Genomic DNA, 18,423 nt, shown 5'->3' with positions numbered 1-18,423 from the left:
AAATTTAAAATATACTTATATAATAGGTTATAATTGATTAAAATATAATGAAAGAGTAAACGTATAAATATATTATATGTTTATAAATATATTGTAAGTGGAAGTGATAATATGAAAAAGCAGTGTTTTTATTGTAAAAAAGGATTAAATAATGAACTTTTAGAAAATAAAGTAGGTTGTTTTTGTAACGAAGTTCATTATGATAAATATCTAAAAAATTTAAGCTGGCATGAATATATAGAATTGCAACATAGTTTCTGTGTATGTAGTGACGACTAAATTAATATTCTTAAAGATAGTTATATAGTAAAAGCAATAAAACAATAAACAAATTATTATTATAAATAGACATATTGTTAAGCCAAATTAAAAAAATTATAATCTTTTTAATTTGGTTTTTTGTTGTGTACAAAGAGAAAGGCTTATTCATATTATATTAAAGAAATAAAATTTTAGATTAGAAAAGTAATTAAAGGAGAAATTAAAATTTATTATAGGCTTACTATAACTAGAAAAATTTAATTAAGAACATTAGGAGGAATTTTTATGGATTTTATGACCTATATATCACAAAATGCATTAATACTAATACCTGCATTGTATATAGTAGGCATGATAATTAGGGGTACAGAGAGTATTCCTAATAAATTTATACCATTTATTTTATTGATTATTGGAATTGTAGGGGGAATGCTTTTATTAGGATTTAATATAAATGCAGCGATACAGGGAATTTTAGTTACAGGGGCTACAGTGTATACTAATCAGCTATTTAAACAATATAATAAGAAAGAATAAATTATGTGCAAAAATACAATATTTTTTTATAAAGGTAATATAATATGGAGGTGTGAAGATGGAGAAGTGTTTAAATGAATGGAATGTTCATAGGTATGTAAGAAAGCAAGATAGAGAAGTTCTTAAAACCGCTCTTAAAGAAAATATAGATAGAATATTTACACCTATAACAGTCTGTAGTCAAGTTGTAGATGGAACAAACTATATGTTTATATGTGGATCAACAAGTGACATTTCAAAATTAAAAGTTGAACTTGTAAAAGTATATATTTATGTTCCTGTTGAAGGAAAACCAAAACTAAAAAGTATAGAGAAAATGCAATGATATAAATAAACTTTAGGGTCTTGATTTTATGATATAAGGCAATAATAAAAATAAGTAGAGGAATCAACTAAAAATACTTTTTAGTTGATTCCTTATAAAATTTTACTAAAATTTATATGTTAATAGATTTTATAATGTGGGAATAGATATTAATATATAATATAAAAGGCTATAATTAATATTGGTAAGTTAAAATTAATTATATGTCGCACTATTATTCCTGCACTGTGTTTTAAATATATCAATAATCTAATAAAACATGGCAAAATAAGAAAGTAGTATTTTAAGGAGATTTATTTAAATGAAAAGCAAAGAATTAGAATTTTTAGAAAAGTATTATGGATATAAGTCTTTTAGAAAAGGGCAAGAAAATATAATTTCAAATATTATAGATGGAAATGATGTATTAGCCATAATGCCAACAGGTGGTGGTAAATCAATTTGTTATCAAATTCCAGCACTTATATTTGAAGGACTTACAATAGTTATTTCACCTCTTATTTCTTTAATGAAGGATCAGGTAGATGCATTAAAAGATATGGGGATAGATGGTGAGTTTATTAATAGCTCAATAAGCAGTAGTGAAGAAAATCAAGTTATAGAAAATATTAAAAGTGGTCAATGTAAAATATTATATATAGCGCCAGAAAGATTAGAATCACTTAATTTTTTAAATGTTATTTCAGAATGTAGTATATCTCAAATTGCTATAGATGAAGCGCATTGTATTTCTCAATGGGGACATGATTTTAGAACAAGCTATACAAAAGTGTCTGGTTTTATTAAGTTACTTAAAAAAAGACCTATAATTACAGCATTTACAGCGACAGCATCAGAAGAGGTAAGAGAAGATATTATAAGACTTCTTAACTTAAATAAACCTAAAATTTTTATTACAGGATTTGATAGAGAAAATTTACTTATAAATGTAATAAAATCTGGAGATAAAAAATTATACTTGCATAATTATATAAATAATAATAAGGAATCTTCAGGAGTAATTTATGCAGCAACTAGAAAAGAAGTTGATAAAATACATGAAGAACTAAATCATAATGGATTCTCAGTTACTAAATATCATGCAGGATTATCAGAAAATGATAGAAAGCAAAATCAAGAAGATTTTATATATGACAGAAGTAATATTATGGTAGCAACTAATGCTTTTGGAATGGGAATAGATAAGCCAAATATAAGATTTGTAGTACATTATAATATGCCTAAAAATATAGAAGGTTATTATCAGGAAATAGGTAGAGCAGGAAGAGATGGAGAAAAAAGTGAGTGTATCTTATTATTCTCACCTCAAGATGTTCAAATACAAAAGTATTTAATAGAGCAATCTATTGAAAATATTGATAGAAAAAATAATCAATATAAAAAACTTAATGAAATGACTGATTTTGTATACAGCAATGAATGTTACAGGAAATATATACTAGACTATTTTGGAGAAATTTATGATCATAATTGTAACAACTGTAGTAATTGTTTAAATGAAGGAGAATTAGTAGACAAAACTATAGATGCGCAAAAGGTTCTTTCATGTATATATAGAATGAAAAATAAATTTGGTTCTGGTATGTTAGTTGATGTTCTTAGAGGCTCTAAGAATAAAAAAGTTATACAATTTAACTTTAATGAATTATCAACTTATGGAATAATGAAAGATTATTCAAATGATGAACTTAAAAATTTTATTAATACTTTAATATCACATAGATACATATCTGTAGTTAATGGAACGTATCCTGTTTTAGGATTGAATCAAAGATCAATGAATGTATTAAAGTCAGAAGAAAAAGTTGTATTTAAAGAATTTAAAATTGAAAAGAAAGCTAGAGAGGATAATGAATTATATTCAATACTTAAGGAAATAAGAAAAGAAATTTCTGTAGAAAATGGGGTACCTCCATACGTTATATTTGGAGATGCTACATTAAAAGAAATGACAGTAAAATATCCAGTTAATAAGGAACAAATGTTAAATATATCAGGTGTTGGAGAAATAAAGTATAAAAAATATGGTGAAATATTTGAAAATGAAATAAAGAAATTTGTAAAAGAAAATAATATTGAAATATCAAATGAAATAAAGGAAAAAGAAGAAGTTAAAATGGAAAGTGTTCATTTAGATATTAATACAAATGAAGAGTTATTTAATAAGCTAGATGAAATTAGATGTGAAGAAGCTAAAAAGGAAAATACACTTCCTAAAATGATAATTTCTAAAAATTCACTTAAAGAGATAAGTGGAAGATATCCTATTAATATTGATGAGTTAAAAGATATAAGCGGAATTGGTCCAAAGAAAATTTCTTTATATGGAGAAAAGCTAGTTTCAATAGTTAGTGAATATGTTTTAGAGAATAATATAGAAATAAAATGGGTGGACAGGAAAAGAAGAAAAGTAATTATTGATGGTGAAAATAGAGAAGACAATGAAATTGCAATTGACATGTTAAAGGAAGGAAGAAAACTAAATGAAATATGTGATGAAATAGAGGTTTCAATATCAACTATTTTAGGATATGTAACAGATTATATTAAAGAATTTGGAGAAAGTAAGTTTAATTTGGAGTTAGAAGAATTTTATAATGAAGAAGAAGAAAATTTAATTAGTGATGTATGTGAAAAAATTGGATATGAAAAAATAAGCGCAATAAAAAAACAGCTTCCACCATATATAAAATATGAAACTATACGTGCAGTGATATTAAAAAAATACTTTTTAATATAAGACTCTGTATTAAATGTATAAAAACGCTACTAAAATATAGCCTAATATAAAAAAACATATATTAATAACTTTTTTAAATTAATTAAGAACTAACTCATAAATAAAAATAAGGGATGTAATAATATTAAATATGAAAAATATATTTAATATTAAGGAATAAAGAAATTTTTAGAGGAGTGTTATTAATTTGGATCCATATAAAGTATTAGGTTTGAATGAAGGTGCAAGTAAAGATGATATTAAAGAAAAATACCAACAGATAGTAGAAAGTTACAATGAAAATGAGCAAAATGAAAATAATCAATCTATATTAAAAGACGTGAACATAGCTTATGATGTACTTATTAATGGAAATTTGTACAAGGAAGTTAGGTCTTTAATAGAAAAAAATAATTTTCTAGAAGCAGAGGCTAAGCTTAATGTTGCAGATGATAAAACTTCAGCAGAATGGAATTATTTGCAAGGCTTTATAGCTGTACAAAAAGGATGGTTTGATACAGCTTTAGTATATTTAAAAACAGCAACAGAAATAGAACCTAACAATATAGAATATTTAGATAGCTTAAATAAACTTCAAGCTAAAGTAATGGAATTTGCATCTAATTATGCAAGAAAAAATGCTAATAATAACAATATGAACAATAATAACAATATGAACGCCTGTGGAGGCGGTGGAGGAAATGGAGGAATGTGTTAATCTAAAGCACAGTTTAAATAAAAAATATATTGCTATTAAATAAGAATTATGTTATTCTAAATGGGCAGTTGGTACGTAAAGTGCTAATTATGGAGCTTAGAGTGTCCTTCGCCGGTCTCTAAGCTCCTTTTAATATTTATAATTTGCTTAAGTAAACCAATATTGGATTATTTAGGCTTATTTAGGATTTTTGAGGTGGTGATAATTTGAAGTTATTAGATTTGGAATCACAGTTATTAAAAAGTATATCTAAAATAAGTTTAACAAGGGGAAAAGATATTATAACTGATAAGAAATTGGTTAGACTTAATGGAAAAAAGATTGAAAGTTTATATAACATATATGGAAAAATAAAAGATGATAAACTTAAAGAATATAATCCACATTTAAGATTAGATTTGAAAAATGGAAAAGTTACTTTAGCTAAATGTGAATGTCATAAAGAAAAATATGATGAAGATTTAGATGGGATAGTAATTTGCGAGCATTTAGTAGCTATAATATTAACATTTTTTGATCAAGTTAAAAAACAAAGTAATAAAAATAAAATAGAGAATGTTAAAAAAGAAAATGTTAAATATATATTAGATGAAAAAAATAATAAAGAACTTTTAGCGATAGATGTAGTAGTAAATGAAGTAAAGGATAAAAATGAAGATTATTTTGAAGCAAGTTTTTTAATAGGAAGTAAAACAAAGTATTTAGTTAATATGAAGGAATTTATTTCTAGCTATATAAAAAAAGAAAATTTTTATATAGCAAAAGGACTTATATATAGCCATAAGAAATATTACTTTAATGAAGATGATGAAGAATTAATAGAATTTCTAGAAGAATATTTAAGTATTTGTAGATTAGAACTCAATACTGGAAATATAAAAATATTTCCTCAAAATATAAGAAGATTTTTAAACCTTATAAATAAAAAGAAAATAAAGTTTAAATATAATTATCAAAACTATTTGTGTGATATAAAAACTACTAATTTGCCAATTAGTTTCACTTTTAAAAAGTTAAAAGAAGATTATATATTGAAAACAAAAAAAGTTTTTCCTATACCATTAAATAAAAAAATGAATGCTTTTTTATATGATAGAAATATATACATATCTCCTATAAAGCACTTGCAGAGTTATATTAAATTTTATGAAGATTTAAAGGAATACGGAGAGATTATTTTATCTAAAGATACTTATATAGAAGATATAAATAAAATAATAGAAGTCTTAAATGAGATTTCTCATGATATAAATATTGAACAAGATATTATCGATGATTTGGATAAATTAATAAGTTTCAAATTTAATTTAATAAATAGGAATAATGATAGAATTATTAAAGTTAAAATAATTAGAGAAAATTTAGAATTAGATTATAACCATGATAATATAAATTCTAACTTTATAATTAAAAGATCTAGAAAAGTTAGAAGTATTGAAAGTGAAATGAATAAATTTAGATTTTTTTATAGTTCTGGTGATTTTATATTTCAAGGAAATGATGATGAATATTATGAGTTTTTAAAAAATGGAATAAACAAAATTAAAAAAATTGGAGAAGTAAGTGATTTAAAAGATGAAAAATTATTTACTTTATTTAATGGATCATTTATTAATTATGATTTAAACAAAAACAAAGAAGGTATCGATTTTTCTTTTTCATTAAGTGATTTTAGTAATAATGATTTAAATGCAATATATTTAGCATGGAAAGAGAAGAAAAGTTATATTAAGTTAAATGATGAGAGTTTTGTTAATTTAGAAGATGGAGACATAATAAACTTTTTACGAATTATAGAAAATTTAAATATAGATATAATGAGTGAAAACAATTCTTATATAGTTGATAATAATAAATTATATTATTTAAATGAAAAATTAAATAGTAAAAAATATAATGTTAACGGAGTAGAGATATTTAAAGAAGCTTTAAATAAGCTAGAGAATTTGGATGATGAGAAAATATTTATTCCAAGTAATCTTAATGCTACTTTAAGAGGATATCAAGTTAAAGGATATAGATGGCTTAAAAATTTAAGTAAACTAGGTTTTGGAGGAATACTTGCTGATGAAATGGGACTTGGTAAAACTATTCAAATAATTTCATTTTTACTTTCAGAACCAAATAGGAAAGCATTTGTTATAACTCCAACATCATTAATATATAATTGGGATGAAGAATTTAAAAAGTTTGCCCCTAGTTTAAAAGTAGGAATTATACATGGAGATTTAAAAGCTAGAAACAAAGTATTAGATGATATTGAAAAATATGATTTGATAATTACAACTTATGGAACTTTAAGAAATGATTATTTAAAATATGAAAGTATGAAATTTGATTATTTAATAATAGATGAAGCACAAAATATAAATAATCCTAAGGCAAAAGTAACAGAAGTAGTTAAGGGAATAAAGGCCAAGGTTAGATTTGCATTAACAGGAACACCAGTTGAAAATAATTTGCTTGATTTATGGTCTTTGTTTGATTTTATAATGCCAGGATATCTTTTTAGTAAAGATGAATTTTCGAAGAAATTCATAAATAATGATGAAAAATCAAAACAAGAATTAAGAATAATGATAAATCCATATATATTAAGAAGATTGAAAAAAGATGTTATAAAAGAATTGCCAGATAAGATAGAAGATAGATTTTTTGTCGAGATGACAAAGAATCAAAAGAAAATATATAAAACTTATATTAAAGATATACAGTGTAAGTTAAAACAAATTGATAGCAAAAATAATAGAATGGCTATATTTGCTTATTTAACAAGACTTAGACAGCTTTGTTTAGATCCATCCATAATTGTTGAGGATTATGATGGCGGAAGTGGAAAAATCAATGTAGCAAAAGAATTGATAAAAAAATCCATAAAGAATAAGCACAAAATACTTCTTTTTTCTCAATTTACATCTGTACTACATAAAGTTTGTGATGAACTTAAAGGTGAACAAATTTCTTATTTATATTTAGATGGAAGTACGCCTTCAAAAGAAAGAATTAGACTTGCACATGAATTTAATAATAATGAAGATATAAAAATATTTTTAATTTCTTTAAAAGCTGGAGGAACTGGATTAAATTTAACTTCAGCGGATATGGTAATACATTTTGATCCATGGTGGAATCCAGCAATAGAAGATCAAGCTACAGATAGAGCCCATAGAATTGGACAAAAAAATGTAGTTCAAGTAATTAAATTAATAACAAAAGAAAGCATAGAAGAAAAGATACTATTGCTTCAAGAAGATAAAAAATCATTAATAGAAGATGTAATAACTGGAGAGCTAAAAGAGGAAGGATTATTTAATAAATTAAATAAGTATGAGTTACTGGATCTATTTAAAATATAGCGAAAATATAAATTATAAAATTATGAAATATAAGTAAATAATTAAAGAATATCTAAAGTAAAAAGATTATATCAATTACTTTAGATATTTTTTTATGAACAAGATTCAATAAAAGAGTAACAAATCTACCTATTTCGACATAAATTAAAGTAGCAAATAAATAATGCTAAAAAAGTTATGTATTAAAGGAGAATATAAGTATGGCAAAAGTAAATTATCTTAATCAAGCTAGTTTTGACCCAACTGATTCAGACTGTGATGTAATAAATCAAGTCCCTATAATTATAAAAAGTGAAACAAAGGTATTTTCATATAAATATGTATATTCAGAAGCAGATTGTGATTGTCGACGAGAATGTTATCCAGGAAAAGGTGACGATGTTGGATTTACATTAATATTTGGAAATTATGGAGAAGAGAATTATTGTCCAGATCCTGCAACAGATCCTACTGTACACGATATTTTAGATCTTTCACAAATCACTAATGCATCTTTAAAAGTAATGAGTATTTGTGCAGATTGTCATTTTAAAATATATGATGTTACAGACCCAGCAAACCCAATAGAAGTTACTACTGGAACTGAATTTATGGGAGGAAGTAGATATACTCTTGAAATAAGAAAATGTGATGACAATGACCAAAACTGTACTGCAGCATTCTGCTTACCTTGTCATTCAGTATTTTGTTTATCAATTTTATTCCAAATTGAGTTCGAGGGTTGTATTAACGATTCTGAATAATTTTGTGTAGTTTGCACGTTTTTTAATAAAATATTACTGGAAATTTTTATTTCCAGTAATATTTTTATGTATTATCTAGAGCCCTTATATGAAAATTTTAAGAGAATTCATATAAGGGCTTATTAATGTAACAATTCTATTCTTATTAACATATAGTGTAGTAATAAATTTTACGATAATTTCACTGAAAAAAGATAAGGAGAATAATTATGCCTACAGATGCAAAAATAAATTATAGAAATATAGCTAACTTTTATAATAAGGATTTAAATTGCTTTAAGCAAAATGTAAAACCTATAACCATAAAAAAAGAAATTAAAGTGTTTTCATATAAATACGTATATTCTGAAGGAGATTGTGGATGTTCGATAGAACCATGTAATCCAGGTAAAGGTGACGATCTTGGATTTTTGTTAGTATTCGGAAATTACGGAGAAGAAACTTATCATCCAATTAACTCACAACCAACTGTGAATGATACTTTAGATCTTACTCTTATTGAAAAAGCATCTTTAAAAGTGATGGATATTTGTACAAATTGTGACTTTATAATATATAATATTACAGATAATAAAGTAGTTGAAAAGGGAGATAGTTTTGACGGTGGAGTTGAATATATCCTAGAAATAAGAAAATGTTGTGATGATTCAGAAGAGTACTATGGAGATTTCTGTTTACCTTGCCATTCAGTATTTTGTGCATCAATTTTATTCCAAGTTGAATTTGAAGATTGTAATGAACCAGGTCCAGAACCAGAACCAGGAGACGATTTTGTCAATGGAGGATTTGAAGTTGAAGGAAAATGTAGTCTTGATGGATGGACTAAAATAGATATACCTGCTGGATTTGTTGAAGCCACAGATGAATTTAAATATAAAAAGGATGGTGAAAATAAAGAATTAAAAGGTAAAGATAGTGAATGTTTTGCTTTATTAAGATCAGGTAAGGTTAATGAAAGCGCTATACTAAAACAAAGTGTTAATGTAGTAGCTGGACAGGTAATAGATTATTATGCATTCTTCCATTTGACAGAAGGACCACAGTCTGATCCGGCTGTAGCTAAAGTAGTTATAAAAAATACAGATGGAATTGTAAGAGATACTTTTACACATTCAGTACCATATATTAGTGATGATTGGGAACATCATCAATATACAATTACAGTAACTGAAACAATTGTTTTTGAAGCTTCCATTTCAAAACCAACTAGTCCCGTAGCTATGCATGGCTATTTAGCTATAGATGAAGTAAATTTGTCATAACTATATATTAATGGATTAAGGGGGCAGCCTTTATGGCACTAATAACTTTTTCAACTGCGGTAAATGATAATAGAAATGAAATGCATTATAAATCAATATCAATAAGAAAAGAAACTGATAAACAAGAAAAAGATATACAACAAAAGGGTAGACAAGAAAAAGAAATGCAACAGGAATCTTATAAAGATTCATCTTATGACTTTATGAGTAAAGTAAAAGAAAAAGAGTTAGAAATAAAAGAAAGAGAATTAAATATAAAAGAGGAAAAAATCAATATAAAAGAAAGAGAAATTTATATTAATGAAAAAGAAATTAAACTTAAAGAAAAACAAGAAAATTTGAATCGTTTTTTAATGGAAATTAATAAAAAAGAAAATAATATAAAAGAAAAAGAAATTAAACTTAAAGAAAAAGAAATTAAACTTAAAGAAAAAGAAAATGAGTTAAATCAAAAAGAACAGTATTTTAATAAGATAGAAATGAATCTAAAACAAATAGAAAATAGAAATAATATTTATAAACAAGGAAGATATAATAGAAGAGAATATTATGGTGATAATTATTATGACAATATTTAGATCATACTAATTTTAAAGATATTTGGGACATTAGAGATATTTATATAAAACTATTAAGCTGTTATTTTGATTATAATATTTATATGTAGAAATTATATAAACAGCATCATTAAACTTTTAATAGAAGTTATAAATAAATTATAATTTTTAATAATATTGCTAGGATTTTAATTAGTCCTAGCAGTATTTTTATATTTAAAAAAATAAATACGTAAATTTAGTGAGAATTTATCATAAATAAAAGATTTTTATTTATAAAGAATTAAATAAAAGATTGAATTTTAATTTAATTAAAATTAGTACATATAAAATATGTTTGTTACTTGTTACTTTATTAAAAAATATATGGTAATATATAAGCATGAAGTAATACAATGTATTATATTTTAGAAAATTTTATTCATTGGAAATAAAAAGTACCGAAAATACTAATATTTTTTGTATATAATAATGAACAGGAAGGGAGCTTAAATATGCTCGAATGTGTTTTAGAAGATTTAAATATTGGACAAGACCTTGATGTAAATCAATTAATAGAACAACATATGCCTTTTATAATTAAAAGCATATCTGATGTTACTGGAAAATATGTGTCTTGTGAAAATGATGAAGAACTAAGTATTGCATTACTTGCATTTTGTGAGGCTATTGAAAGATATGAGAAAAATAAAGGTTATTTCTTACCATTCGCAAAGCTTGTTATATCAAGTAGAATTAAAAATTATTTAAAAAGCCAAAATAAACATTCATGTTCATCTATTGAAGAACTGGTTGAAAAGGGAATAGAAATTCAAGATGAATATTTAGAAGAAGAAGATAATGGATTATTAGTTGATGACATAAATATATTAAAATCAGAAATAATGTTATATGGCTTTACATTTGAAGATTTAGTGGAAGAAGCGCCTAAGCAAAGAGCAACACGAGAAAATGCTATGAATTTAGCAAAGCAAATAAGTGAAGTAGAAGAACTAACAACTTTTATGGAGGTTAAAAAAAGATTACCAATTAAGAAAATTGTACTTAGATTTTCTGTTACTGAAAAAGTAGTGAAACGAAGCAAAAAATTTATAATTTCAGTAGTAATTATATTTAAGAAAAATCTTAAGACACTAAAAAATTGGATCAGAAAGTAGGTGATAATCATGAGTAAGGGAATAATAATGGAAATAAAAAAAGAATATGCAATAGTAATGAATGATACGGGTAGCATAGAGAGCATCAAAGTAAAAGATGGTATGAAATTAGGACAAAAGATATTTTACTTTGAAGAAGATTTAGTTAATATTAATCAAAATAGAAGTGTTAATAAAATTAGCTTATTCAAAACATTTGGAACATTTGCAGCATTATTCTTACTTATATTTACGTTCTTTCAACCATTAGCATTTAACAAAGCATATGCTGTAGTAAGCTTAGATATAAATCCAAGTATTCAAATACAGGTTAATAATAAGAAGAAAATAGTAGCTGTTGAAGGTGTTAATGAGGACGGCAAAAATATTGATTTTTCAAGTATAAATGGTCTAGAAATAGACAAAGGAATAGAAGGTATAAAGGCTATTCTAGTTGAAAAAGAATATTTAGGTGAAACGGGAGAAGTATTAGTTGCTTTTGCATTATTAGATAAGCATGAAGATGAAAATTACGAAAATCAAATACAAGATGCTATTAAAACAACTTTTAAAACTGAAAATGTAACTTATGTAAAAGGTAGTAAAGAAGCGGTGGAAGAAGCAAAAACTAAAGGTATAAGTTTAGGAAGATATGAAGTTTCTCTTTCAGCTGATGAAACTGTAAAATCTAAAATTGAAAATATTCCTGTTAAAGAAATTACTTCTTTAATAAAAGATAAAGAAAATTGTATTTACTGGAAAGCTGATAATGCACAAAATTCAGAAAAACCAGAAATAAATAATAATTTATCAGATGATAAATATAGTGATAAACCAGAAAATACTTTAGAAAATAATACAATACCTAAAAAAGATAAAATTGAAGAAACAATAAAAGAAATTACTCCAGAAGTACAAAAGCCAATAGAAGATAATAAAGAGTCTGAAATAAAGAAGGATCCTGAAGAAGTTCCAGAAACAAAGCCAGAAATAGTATTACCTCCAATAGAGGAAATTAAGCCAGGGGATAATACAACAAACAATGAAGAAACAGAAGATAAAAATAATGAAACTTCAAAAGATAAGAATAATGGTTCCGTAAGCAATATTACAGATACTGAGAAAGAAGAACAAAATCTAAAAAAATGATTAAAAAAGTACTCAAAAATAAAAAGCTAAGTGTATTGTATTATGTATAAACTAATTAAATTTTATATTATTTTGTATAAAATCTAATGAAAAAACAAAATAACTCAAATACTTAGTATAATCTATATGTTTGTTAGATGGCAAAGAACAAACGTATAGATTTTTTTATTCTTTAGGAATTTATAAAAATCCCATTATTTCTCAGGAAATATAATTAAATAATGACTTATATGATATACAAATTATTGATATAAATAGTCATAAATTAAAATAAACTATCTATTAGAATAACATAATTATTGTTTTAATAGATAATTTTGTTTTAGTTGAAACATTTTACATAATATACAAAAATATAAAAAACATAAATATAGTGTATAAAAAAGAAAGAAGTTACAATAGAGTATCTAAAAAATAATTATTTTAACAAATAGTCGATGTAAACATTAACATAACAAGAAAGTGCAAAGTAAAACATTGTATTTATTTATGATATAATTATAACATCATAAGATTAACTTAATAGTATTTCTTAAATATTAAGTTAATATTGTCGATACACAACTTAGGGGGGATCATTTTGTATAAAAATAATAAAATGAAAAAAAACAATGAAGAATTAATCAGTCCAGTATTTGCGATAGAGGAATCTTCAAGATGTTTACTATGTTATGATGCACCGTGCTCACAAGCATGTCCAATAGGAACGAATCCAGCTAAATTTATTCGTTCGCTTCGCTTTAGAAATCTAAAGGGAGCTGTTGAGACAATAAGAGAAAACAACATACTTGGAGGAGTGTGTGCCAGAGTATGTCCTACCAAGAAATATTGTGAAGGAGCTTGTAGTAGAACAAATATAGACAAGCCTATAGAAATTGCAAAGCTTCAAAAGTATTTAACTGATTATGAAAACGTTTTAGGGATGGAAATGCTAAACAAAGTAGAAAGTAATAAAGAAAAAATTGCTATAGTTGGCTCAGGTCCAAGTGGATTAGCAGCAGCAACTAAATTAGCACAATTAGGATACAATGTGACAGTATTTGAAAAAAAAGAAAAATTAGGTGGTTGGTTAACTTATGGAATACCAGAAGAAAGACTACCTCAAGTAGTTGTAGATAATGAAATTAAATATATAGAAAATCTAGGTGTAGAGTTTAGAACTAATGTAAACATTGGAAAAGATGTTACTATAGATTCTTTAAGTAAAGAGGGCTATAAAGCATTTTTAATTGCCTGTGGAATGCAAAGGAGTAAAGAAGTTAAAATAAATGGTTCTGATTTAAATGGTGTAATTAATGGTACAGACTTTTTAGCAGAAGTAAAGTCAACTGGACAATATAAACTAGGAAATAAAGTTATAGTTGTTGGTGGTGGAGACGTTGCAATAGATTGTGCAATGACAGCTAAGAACTTAGGTGCAGGAGATGTTAAAATAGTTTATAGAAGAACTATAGAAAAAATGCCAGCTGAAAGAAAGAGTATTCAAGAAGTAATAGACTTAAATATACCAATATTTACAGGAATTAAGCCTGAAGAAATTATTGGAGAAAATGGTAGTGTTTCAAGATTTAAAGGGGTAGGTATGTTTGATGACTCAAACTTAGATATACCTACAGAAAATGTTATATTTGCAATTGGACAAGAACAAGAAGAAGTAAATTCAATAGCTAATATAGAGCTTAATGATAAAGGAATGATATTAACTAAAGAATATAAAACTAATATTGATAGAGTATTTGCTTGTGGAGATATAGTTGAAGGTGATAAAACAGTTGTTTATGCACTTAAATTAGGAAAAGAAGCAGCAGAAAAAATAGATCAATATTTAAATGAGAAAGAAGGTGCTAGATAATGAGTATTATCAAAGACTTATCAATAGAATTTTGTGGAGTAAAATGTGAAAATCCATTTTTCTTATCATCATCACCAGTAGGAAATTGCTATGAAATGTGTGCTAAAGCATTTGAAGCTGGGTGGGCAGGTGTAATGTTTAAAACTATAGGTTTCTTTATGCCTAATGAAGTTTCTCCACGTTTTGATAGTTTAAGAAAAGAATCAACTTCATTTGTTGGGTTTAAAAATATGGAACAAATATCAGATCATCCATTACAACAAAATTTAGATGATTTAAGAAGATTAAAAGAAAATTATCCTACTAAAGTTGTAGTAGCTTCAATAATGGGAGAAAATGAAAAAGAGTGGGAAGACTTAGCAAAGCTTGTAACTGAAGCTGGTGCTGACATGATAGAATGTAATTTCTCATGTCCTCAAATGACAAGTCATGAAATGGGTTCAGATGTTGGTCAAAACCCAGAACTTGTTAAAAAATATTGTGAAGCAACTAGAAGAGGTACTCATTTACCAATACTAGCTAAAATGACTCCTAACATAGGAGATATGTCAGTACCAGCTATTGCATCTATGGAAGGCGGAGCAACAGGACTTGCAACAATAAATACTATAAAAAGCATAACTGGTATTGATATAAATTCAATGACTGCAAAACCAGTAGTTAATGCTAAATCATCTGTTTCAGGATATTCAGGAAAAGCTGTAAAACCAATAGCATTAAGATTTATTTATGAACTTGTTAAGAATGAAAAATTACAAGGTGTTCCTATAAGTGGAATTGGCGGAATAGAAACATGGGAAGATGCTTTAGAATTTATATTATTGGGTTCAAGTAATCTTCAAGTTACTACTTCAGTAATGCAATATGGGTATAGAATAGTAGAAGATATGATAAGTGGGTTATCTCATTTTATGGAAGAACATGGATTTGAAAAGCTAGAAGATATGGTTGGAATAGCTGTTAAAAATATTATTCCAGCTGAAGATTTAGATAGAGAATATATAGTTTATCCAGAAGTTGATGAAGAAAAATGTTTAGGCTGTGGTAGATGTTACATTTCTTGTTATGATGGTGCTCATCAAGCTATAAAATGGAATGTAGAGGAAAGAAAGCCGGAAGTAAATAAAGATAGATGTGTTGGATGTCATTTATGTGCACTTGTATGTCCAGTTACAGCTATAGGTAAGGGCGAAATAAAATTCAAAAATAATGGAGAAGAAAGAGAAATAATTCTATAAATTTTTTAATTATTCATTTATAATAATAGCTGTGTTAAAAATCCATAAGATTAAACACAGCTATTTTTATCATAAAATAGTTAAATACATTTTATAATAAACATTTTAATAAAAAATAACCTAAAATTAATATTATAGGAGGAAATAATAATGAGTTCATTATTTTCATTATCATTAACTACAGCAATACTTTGTGGTGCGTGGATGATAGGTGCTGATGCTGCAGGATTAATTGCTTGGGCGGGTTTTGCAGGTTGTACTACTTTTTTTGCAGCAGGTGGTAAAAAAGAGGGATTTAAAAGTGCTATATGTACAAATTTGAGTGGAGTATTTTGGGCAATGCTAAGTATAAAGGTATCAGCTATGTTAGGTTTTCCACAAGCGGGAGTAATCATGACAATAGTGACTACATTTTTCTTATGTATACAATCTAAAATTAAAGTACTTGCATTTATACCAGGAGCTTTTGTTGGATCATTTTCAACATTTGCAGCTAATGGAGATTTGATGAATCTTATACCATCATTACTTATTGGCGCAGTATTAGGATTCTTATGTGAATGGACAGGGGTTCTTTTATATGAGAAATGTGGAAAAAAAGAAGAAGTGTAGTTAAATTATTAAGAAATATAGTATATAAATTTCTAATAAAGAGAAAATTATAAATATATTCTATAAATTATTAATTATTAATCAATTTATAAATTGAAATATTATGAAAATATAAAATTACACTTTGTAAACAGAAATTTTAATAATATCAAATTGTGTAACTGTATATAAACATTAGACAATGCATTGACAAATGATGAGAAGCTGATAAAATTACAATGTTAAAGGTTAAATTTTATATTGTGATTTCAGTCCAACATTAGGAGGAAAAAATGGAGAATAACAACTTGAAGAAAGAAATCAGTCTATTTATGGCTACTATGCTTGTATGTGGAAATATGATTGGTTCAGGAGTATTTATGTTGCCAGCAACCCTTGCACAGGTATCAGGCCCGTTAGCAACAATAATAGCATGGGTTATAACGACTATAGGTTCTATATTAATAGCAATTTCATTTGCAAACTTAGGTTCTAAATATCCAGCTACTGGGGGGGCATATCAATATACTAAAGAAGCATTCGGAGAATTTACAGGTTTTTTAAGTGCATGGTTATATTGGAATGGTTCTTGGATTGGAAATGCTGCAATTATTGTGGCTTTATCTAGTTATAGTGCATCCATTATACCTGCACTTCAAAATCCATTAGCATCAATAATATACACTAGCTCATTATTATGGATTTTTACTATATTAAATATAGTAGGAGTTAAAGAAGCTGGAAAGATTCAAACTTTTGTTACTGTGTTTAAGATTGCATTTTTTGGAGTATTTATAATAGCAGCTTTCTTAAATTTTGATAAAATTAATTTAATGCCACTTATGCCACAAGGAAAGGGATTATCTACAATTCCATTGGCAGCAACATCAACATTATGGGCATTTGTAGGCTTGGAAAGTTCTACAGTTACAGCAGGAGAAATCAGAGATCCAGAAAAAAATGTTAAAAAGAGCACAATATATGGAATGATAATAGCATCTGTTATTTACATATTAATAAGTGTTGGAAGTATGGGAGCTATGTCAAATTTACAGCTTTCAACTAGTACAGCACCACTTACAGACATATTAACTAACATATTTGGACACTCAATTGGGAAAGGACTAACAATCGCAGTTATAATATGCATTTTAGGAACAACAATTGGATGGCTATTATCAACAGCTAGAGTTTCATATGCAGCAGGAATAGATGGAGTGTTTCCTAAATTTTTTGGTAAATTACATCCTAAGTATGGAACTCCAATAAATTCATTGATAGCTGGATCAGTATTGGTAAATATATTACTTGTGATGAATTACCAAAAGAGCATGGTATCTGCTTTTACGTTTATAACTATATTAGCAACATTGTCATTTTTACCTGTTTATTTATTAGCAGTAAGTGCAGAAATGATGCTTATGTTTAGAGAAGAGCAGAAATTTAATTTTAAAATATTTATAAAGAAATCAATAATACCTCTTTTGGCATTTGCATATTCTATATGGACTATTTATGGTTCAGGAGCAGAAACTGTAATGTGGGGATTCATACTGATGCTTATCGGAGTACCATTTTACATTTATAATTATTATAATAATAAACAAACATCTTAGTTTTAGATTTGGTTTGTTTTATGTTTTTATTATGTAATTGCATTAATATATGATATGAAAATTATAAAAGCTTATATGCTGAAGGCATATAAGCTTTTAAATATATACTAGTTAATTGTGAAAAATTATATAGGATTAAATTTATAAAAAAATATCACCTAGTATACAGTGGTAATGAAATAAAAAATCAAAACTTTGTAATAAAATCATTTTTAAAGTATAATTAAAAGTGATTTTATTTAAGAATTGTTTAAATACGTGTTAATATATGAAATAGGTGAAGTGGCATTGTAATTGGACTTTGAGAATCCTTAATGAGTATTGTCATATTTACTGCTTGTCTCAATTTTATATTGGGAGCAA

At 25.9% G+C, this 18,423-nt stretch carries 15 protein-coding genes; all 15 read left to right on the top strand.

Going from position 1 to position 18,423, the window contains the following annotated elements:
- Nucleotides 1-111: 111 nt before the first annotated feature.
- Nucleotides 112-279, top strand: coding sequence for a hypothetical protein (locus RGC78_RS07215; protein ID WP_252213471.1), 168 nt, complete (start codon nt 112-114; stop codon nt 277-279).
- Nucleotides 280-546: 267 nt separating this feature from the next.
- The gene (locus tag RGC78_RS07210) at nt 547-798 is read left to right on the top strand and encodes a phage holin family protein (RefSeq protein ID WP_252213473.1); all 252 of its coding nucleotides are present in this window, start codon (nt 547-549) and stop codon (nt 796-798) included.
- A 58-nt stretch (nt 799-856) separates the two neighbouring features.
- Nucleotides 857-1,123 (top strand): hypothetical protein, encoded by a 267-nt coding sequence (locus RGC78_RS07205; protein WP_252213475.1) that lies wholly within the window; start codon nt 857-859, stop codon nt 1,121-1,123.
- A 301-nt stretch (nt 1,124-1,424) separates the two neighbouring features.
- Complete coding sequence (recQ, locus tag RGC78_RS07200; RefSeq protein WP_309556317.1) at nt 1,425-3,863, top strand: DNA helicase RecQ; 2,439 nt, start codon at nt 1,425-1,427, stop codon at nt 3,861-3,863.
- A 187-nt stretch (nt 3,864-4,050) separates the two neighbouring features.
- On the top strand, nt 4,051-4,560 hold the full coding sequence (locus tag RGC78_RS07195) for a tetratricopeptide repeat protein (RefSeq protein WP_252213479.1): 510 nt from the start codon (nt 4,051-4,053) through the stop codon (nt 4,558-4,560).
- Between the two features lie 206 nt (nt 4,561-4,766).
- A complete protein-coding gene (locus RGC78_RS07190; protein ID WP_309556316.1) occupies nt 4,767-7,916 on the top strand; it encodes a DEAD/DEAH box helicase in 3,150 nt (1,049 codons plus the stop codon).
- Nucleotides 7,917-8,116: 200 nt separating this feature from the next.
- Nucleotides 8,117-8,659, top strand: a complete 543-nt coding sequence (locus RGC78_RS07185) for a hypothetical protein (RefSeq protein WP_309556314.1) — start codon at nt 8,117-8,119, stop codon at nt 8,657-8,659.
- Nucleotides 8,660-8,868: 209 nt separating this feature from the next.
- Nucleotides 8,869-9,921: a hypothetical protein gene (locus tag RGC78_RS07180; protein WP_252225939.1), complete on the top strand. Its 1,053-nt coding sequence runs from the start codon at nt 8,869-8,871 to the stop codon at nt 9,919-9,921.
- Between the two features lie 32 nt (nt 9,922-9,953).
- Nucleotides 9,954-10,499 carry a ribonuclease gene (locus RGC78_RS07175; protein ID WP_252225937.1) on the top strand — a complete coding sequence of 182 codons (546 nt, stop codon included), beginning with the start codon at nt 9,954-9,956 and terminating at the stop codon, nt 10,497-10,499.
- A gap of 473 nt (nt 10,500-10,972) precedes the next feature.
- Complete coding sequence (gene sigI / locus RGC78_RS07170; RefSeq protein ID WP_252213489.1) at nt 10,973-11,635, top strand: RNA polymerase sigma factor SigI; 663 nt, start codon at nt 10,973-10,975, stop codon at nt 11,633-11,635.
- A gap of 9 nt (nt 11,636-11,644) precedes the next feature.
- A complete protein-coding gene (locus RGC78_RS07165) occupies nt 11,645-12,763 on the top strand; it encodes an anti-sigma factor domain-containing protein (protein ID WP_309556313.1) in 1,119 nt (372 codons plus the stop codon).
- 598 nt (nt 12,764-13,361) lie between these two features.
- Nucleotides 13,362-14,615 (top strand): FAD-dependent oxidoreductase, encoded by a 1,254-nt coding sequence (locus RGC78_RS07160; protein WP_252213538.1) that lies wholly within the window; start codon nt 13,362-13,364, stop codon nt 14,613-14,615.
- Entirely contained in the window at nt 14,615-15,853 is a 1,239-nt protein-coding gene (gene preA, locus RGC78_RS07155; protein WP_252225928.1) for an NAD-dependent dihydropyrimidine dehydrogenase subunit PreA, read from the top strand. The genes RGC78_RS07160 and preA overlap by 1 nt, the downstream gene beginning before the upstream one ends.
- Nucleotides 15,854-16,003: 150 nt before the next feature.
- Nucleotides 16,004-16,465 (top strand): DUF1097 domain-containing protein, encoded by a 462-nt coding sequence (locus RGC78_RS07150; protein WP_252213495.1) that lies wholly within the window; start codon nt 16,004-16,006, stop codon nt 16,463-16,465.
- A 272-nt stretch (nt 16,466-16,737) separates the two neighbouring features.
- Nucleotides 16,738-18,060, top strand: a complete 1,323-nt coding sequence (locus RGC78_RS07145; RefSeq protein ID WP_252213497.1) for an APC family permease — start codon at nt 16,738-16,740, stop codon at nt 18,058-18,060.
- Nucleotides 18,061-18,423 lie beyond the last annotated feature (363 nt).

This window comes from Clostridium aquiflavi (genome assembly GCF_031344075.1).
Classification (GTDB): Bacteria; Bacillota; Clostridia; order Clostridiales; family Clostridiaceae; genus Clostridium; species Clostridium aquiflavi.
This window is presented reverse-complemented; position numbering and strand designations above follow the sequence as displayed.

Excerpts from the sequence above, each read along its gene's own strand:
- RGC78_RS07215 (WP_252213471.1), top strand. The coding sequence starts at position 112 with ATGAAAAAGCAGTGTTTTTATTGTAAAAAAGGATTAAATAATGAACTT.
- RGC78_RS07210 (WP_252213473.1), top strand. The coding sequence starts at position 547 with ATGGATTTTATGACCTATATATCACAAAATGCATTAATACTAATACCT.
- RGC78_RS07205 (WP_252213475.1), top strand. The coding sequence starts at position 857 with ATGGAGAAGTGTTTAAATGAATGGAATGTTCATAGGTATGTAAGAAAG.
- recQ (WP_309556317.1), top strand. The coding sequence starts at position 1,425 with ATGAAAAGCAAAGAATTAGAATTTTTAGAAAAGTATTATGGATATAAG.
- RGC78_RS07185 (WP_309556314.1), top strand. The coding sequence starts at position 8,117 with ATGGCAAAAGTAAATTATCTTAATCAAGCTAGTTTTGACCCAACTGAT.
- RGC78_RS07180 (WP_252225939.1), top strand. The coding sequence starts at position 8,869 with ATGCCTACAGATGCAAAAATAAATTATAGAAATATAGCTAACTTTTAT.
- RGC78_RS07175 (WP_252225937.1), top strand. The coding sequence starts at position 9,954 with ATGGCACTAATAACTTTTTCAACTGCGGTAAATGATAATAGAAATGAA.
- sigI (WP_252213489.1), top strand. The coding sequence starts at position 10,973 with ATGCTCGAATGTGTTTTAGAAGATTTAAATATTGGACAAGACCTTGAT.
- RGC78_RS07165 (WP_309556313.1), top strand. The coding sequence starts at position 11,645 with ATGAGTAAGGGAATAATAATGGAAATAAAAAAAGAATATGCAATAGTA.
- RGC78_RS07160 (WP_252213538.1), top strand. The coding sequence starts at position 13,362 with ATGAAAAAAAACAATGAAGAATTAATCAGTCCAGTATTTGCGATAGAG.
- preA (WP_252225928.1), top strand. The coding sequence starts at position 14,615 with ATGAGTATTATCAAAGACTTATCAATAGAATTTTGTGGAGTAAAATGT.
- RGC78_RS07150 (WP_252213495.1), top strand. The coding sequence starts at position 16,004 with ATGAGTTCATTATTTTCATTATCATTAACTACAGCAATACTTTGTGGT.
- RGC78_RS07145 (WP_252213497.1), top strand. The coding sequence starts at position 16,738 with ATGGAGAATAACAACTTGAAGAAAGAAATCAGTCTATTTATGGCTACT.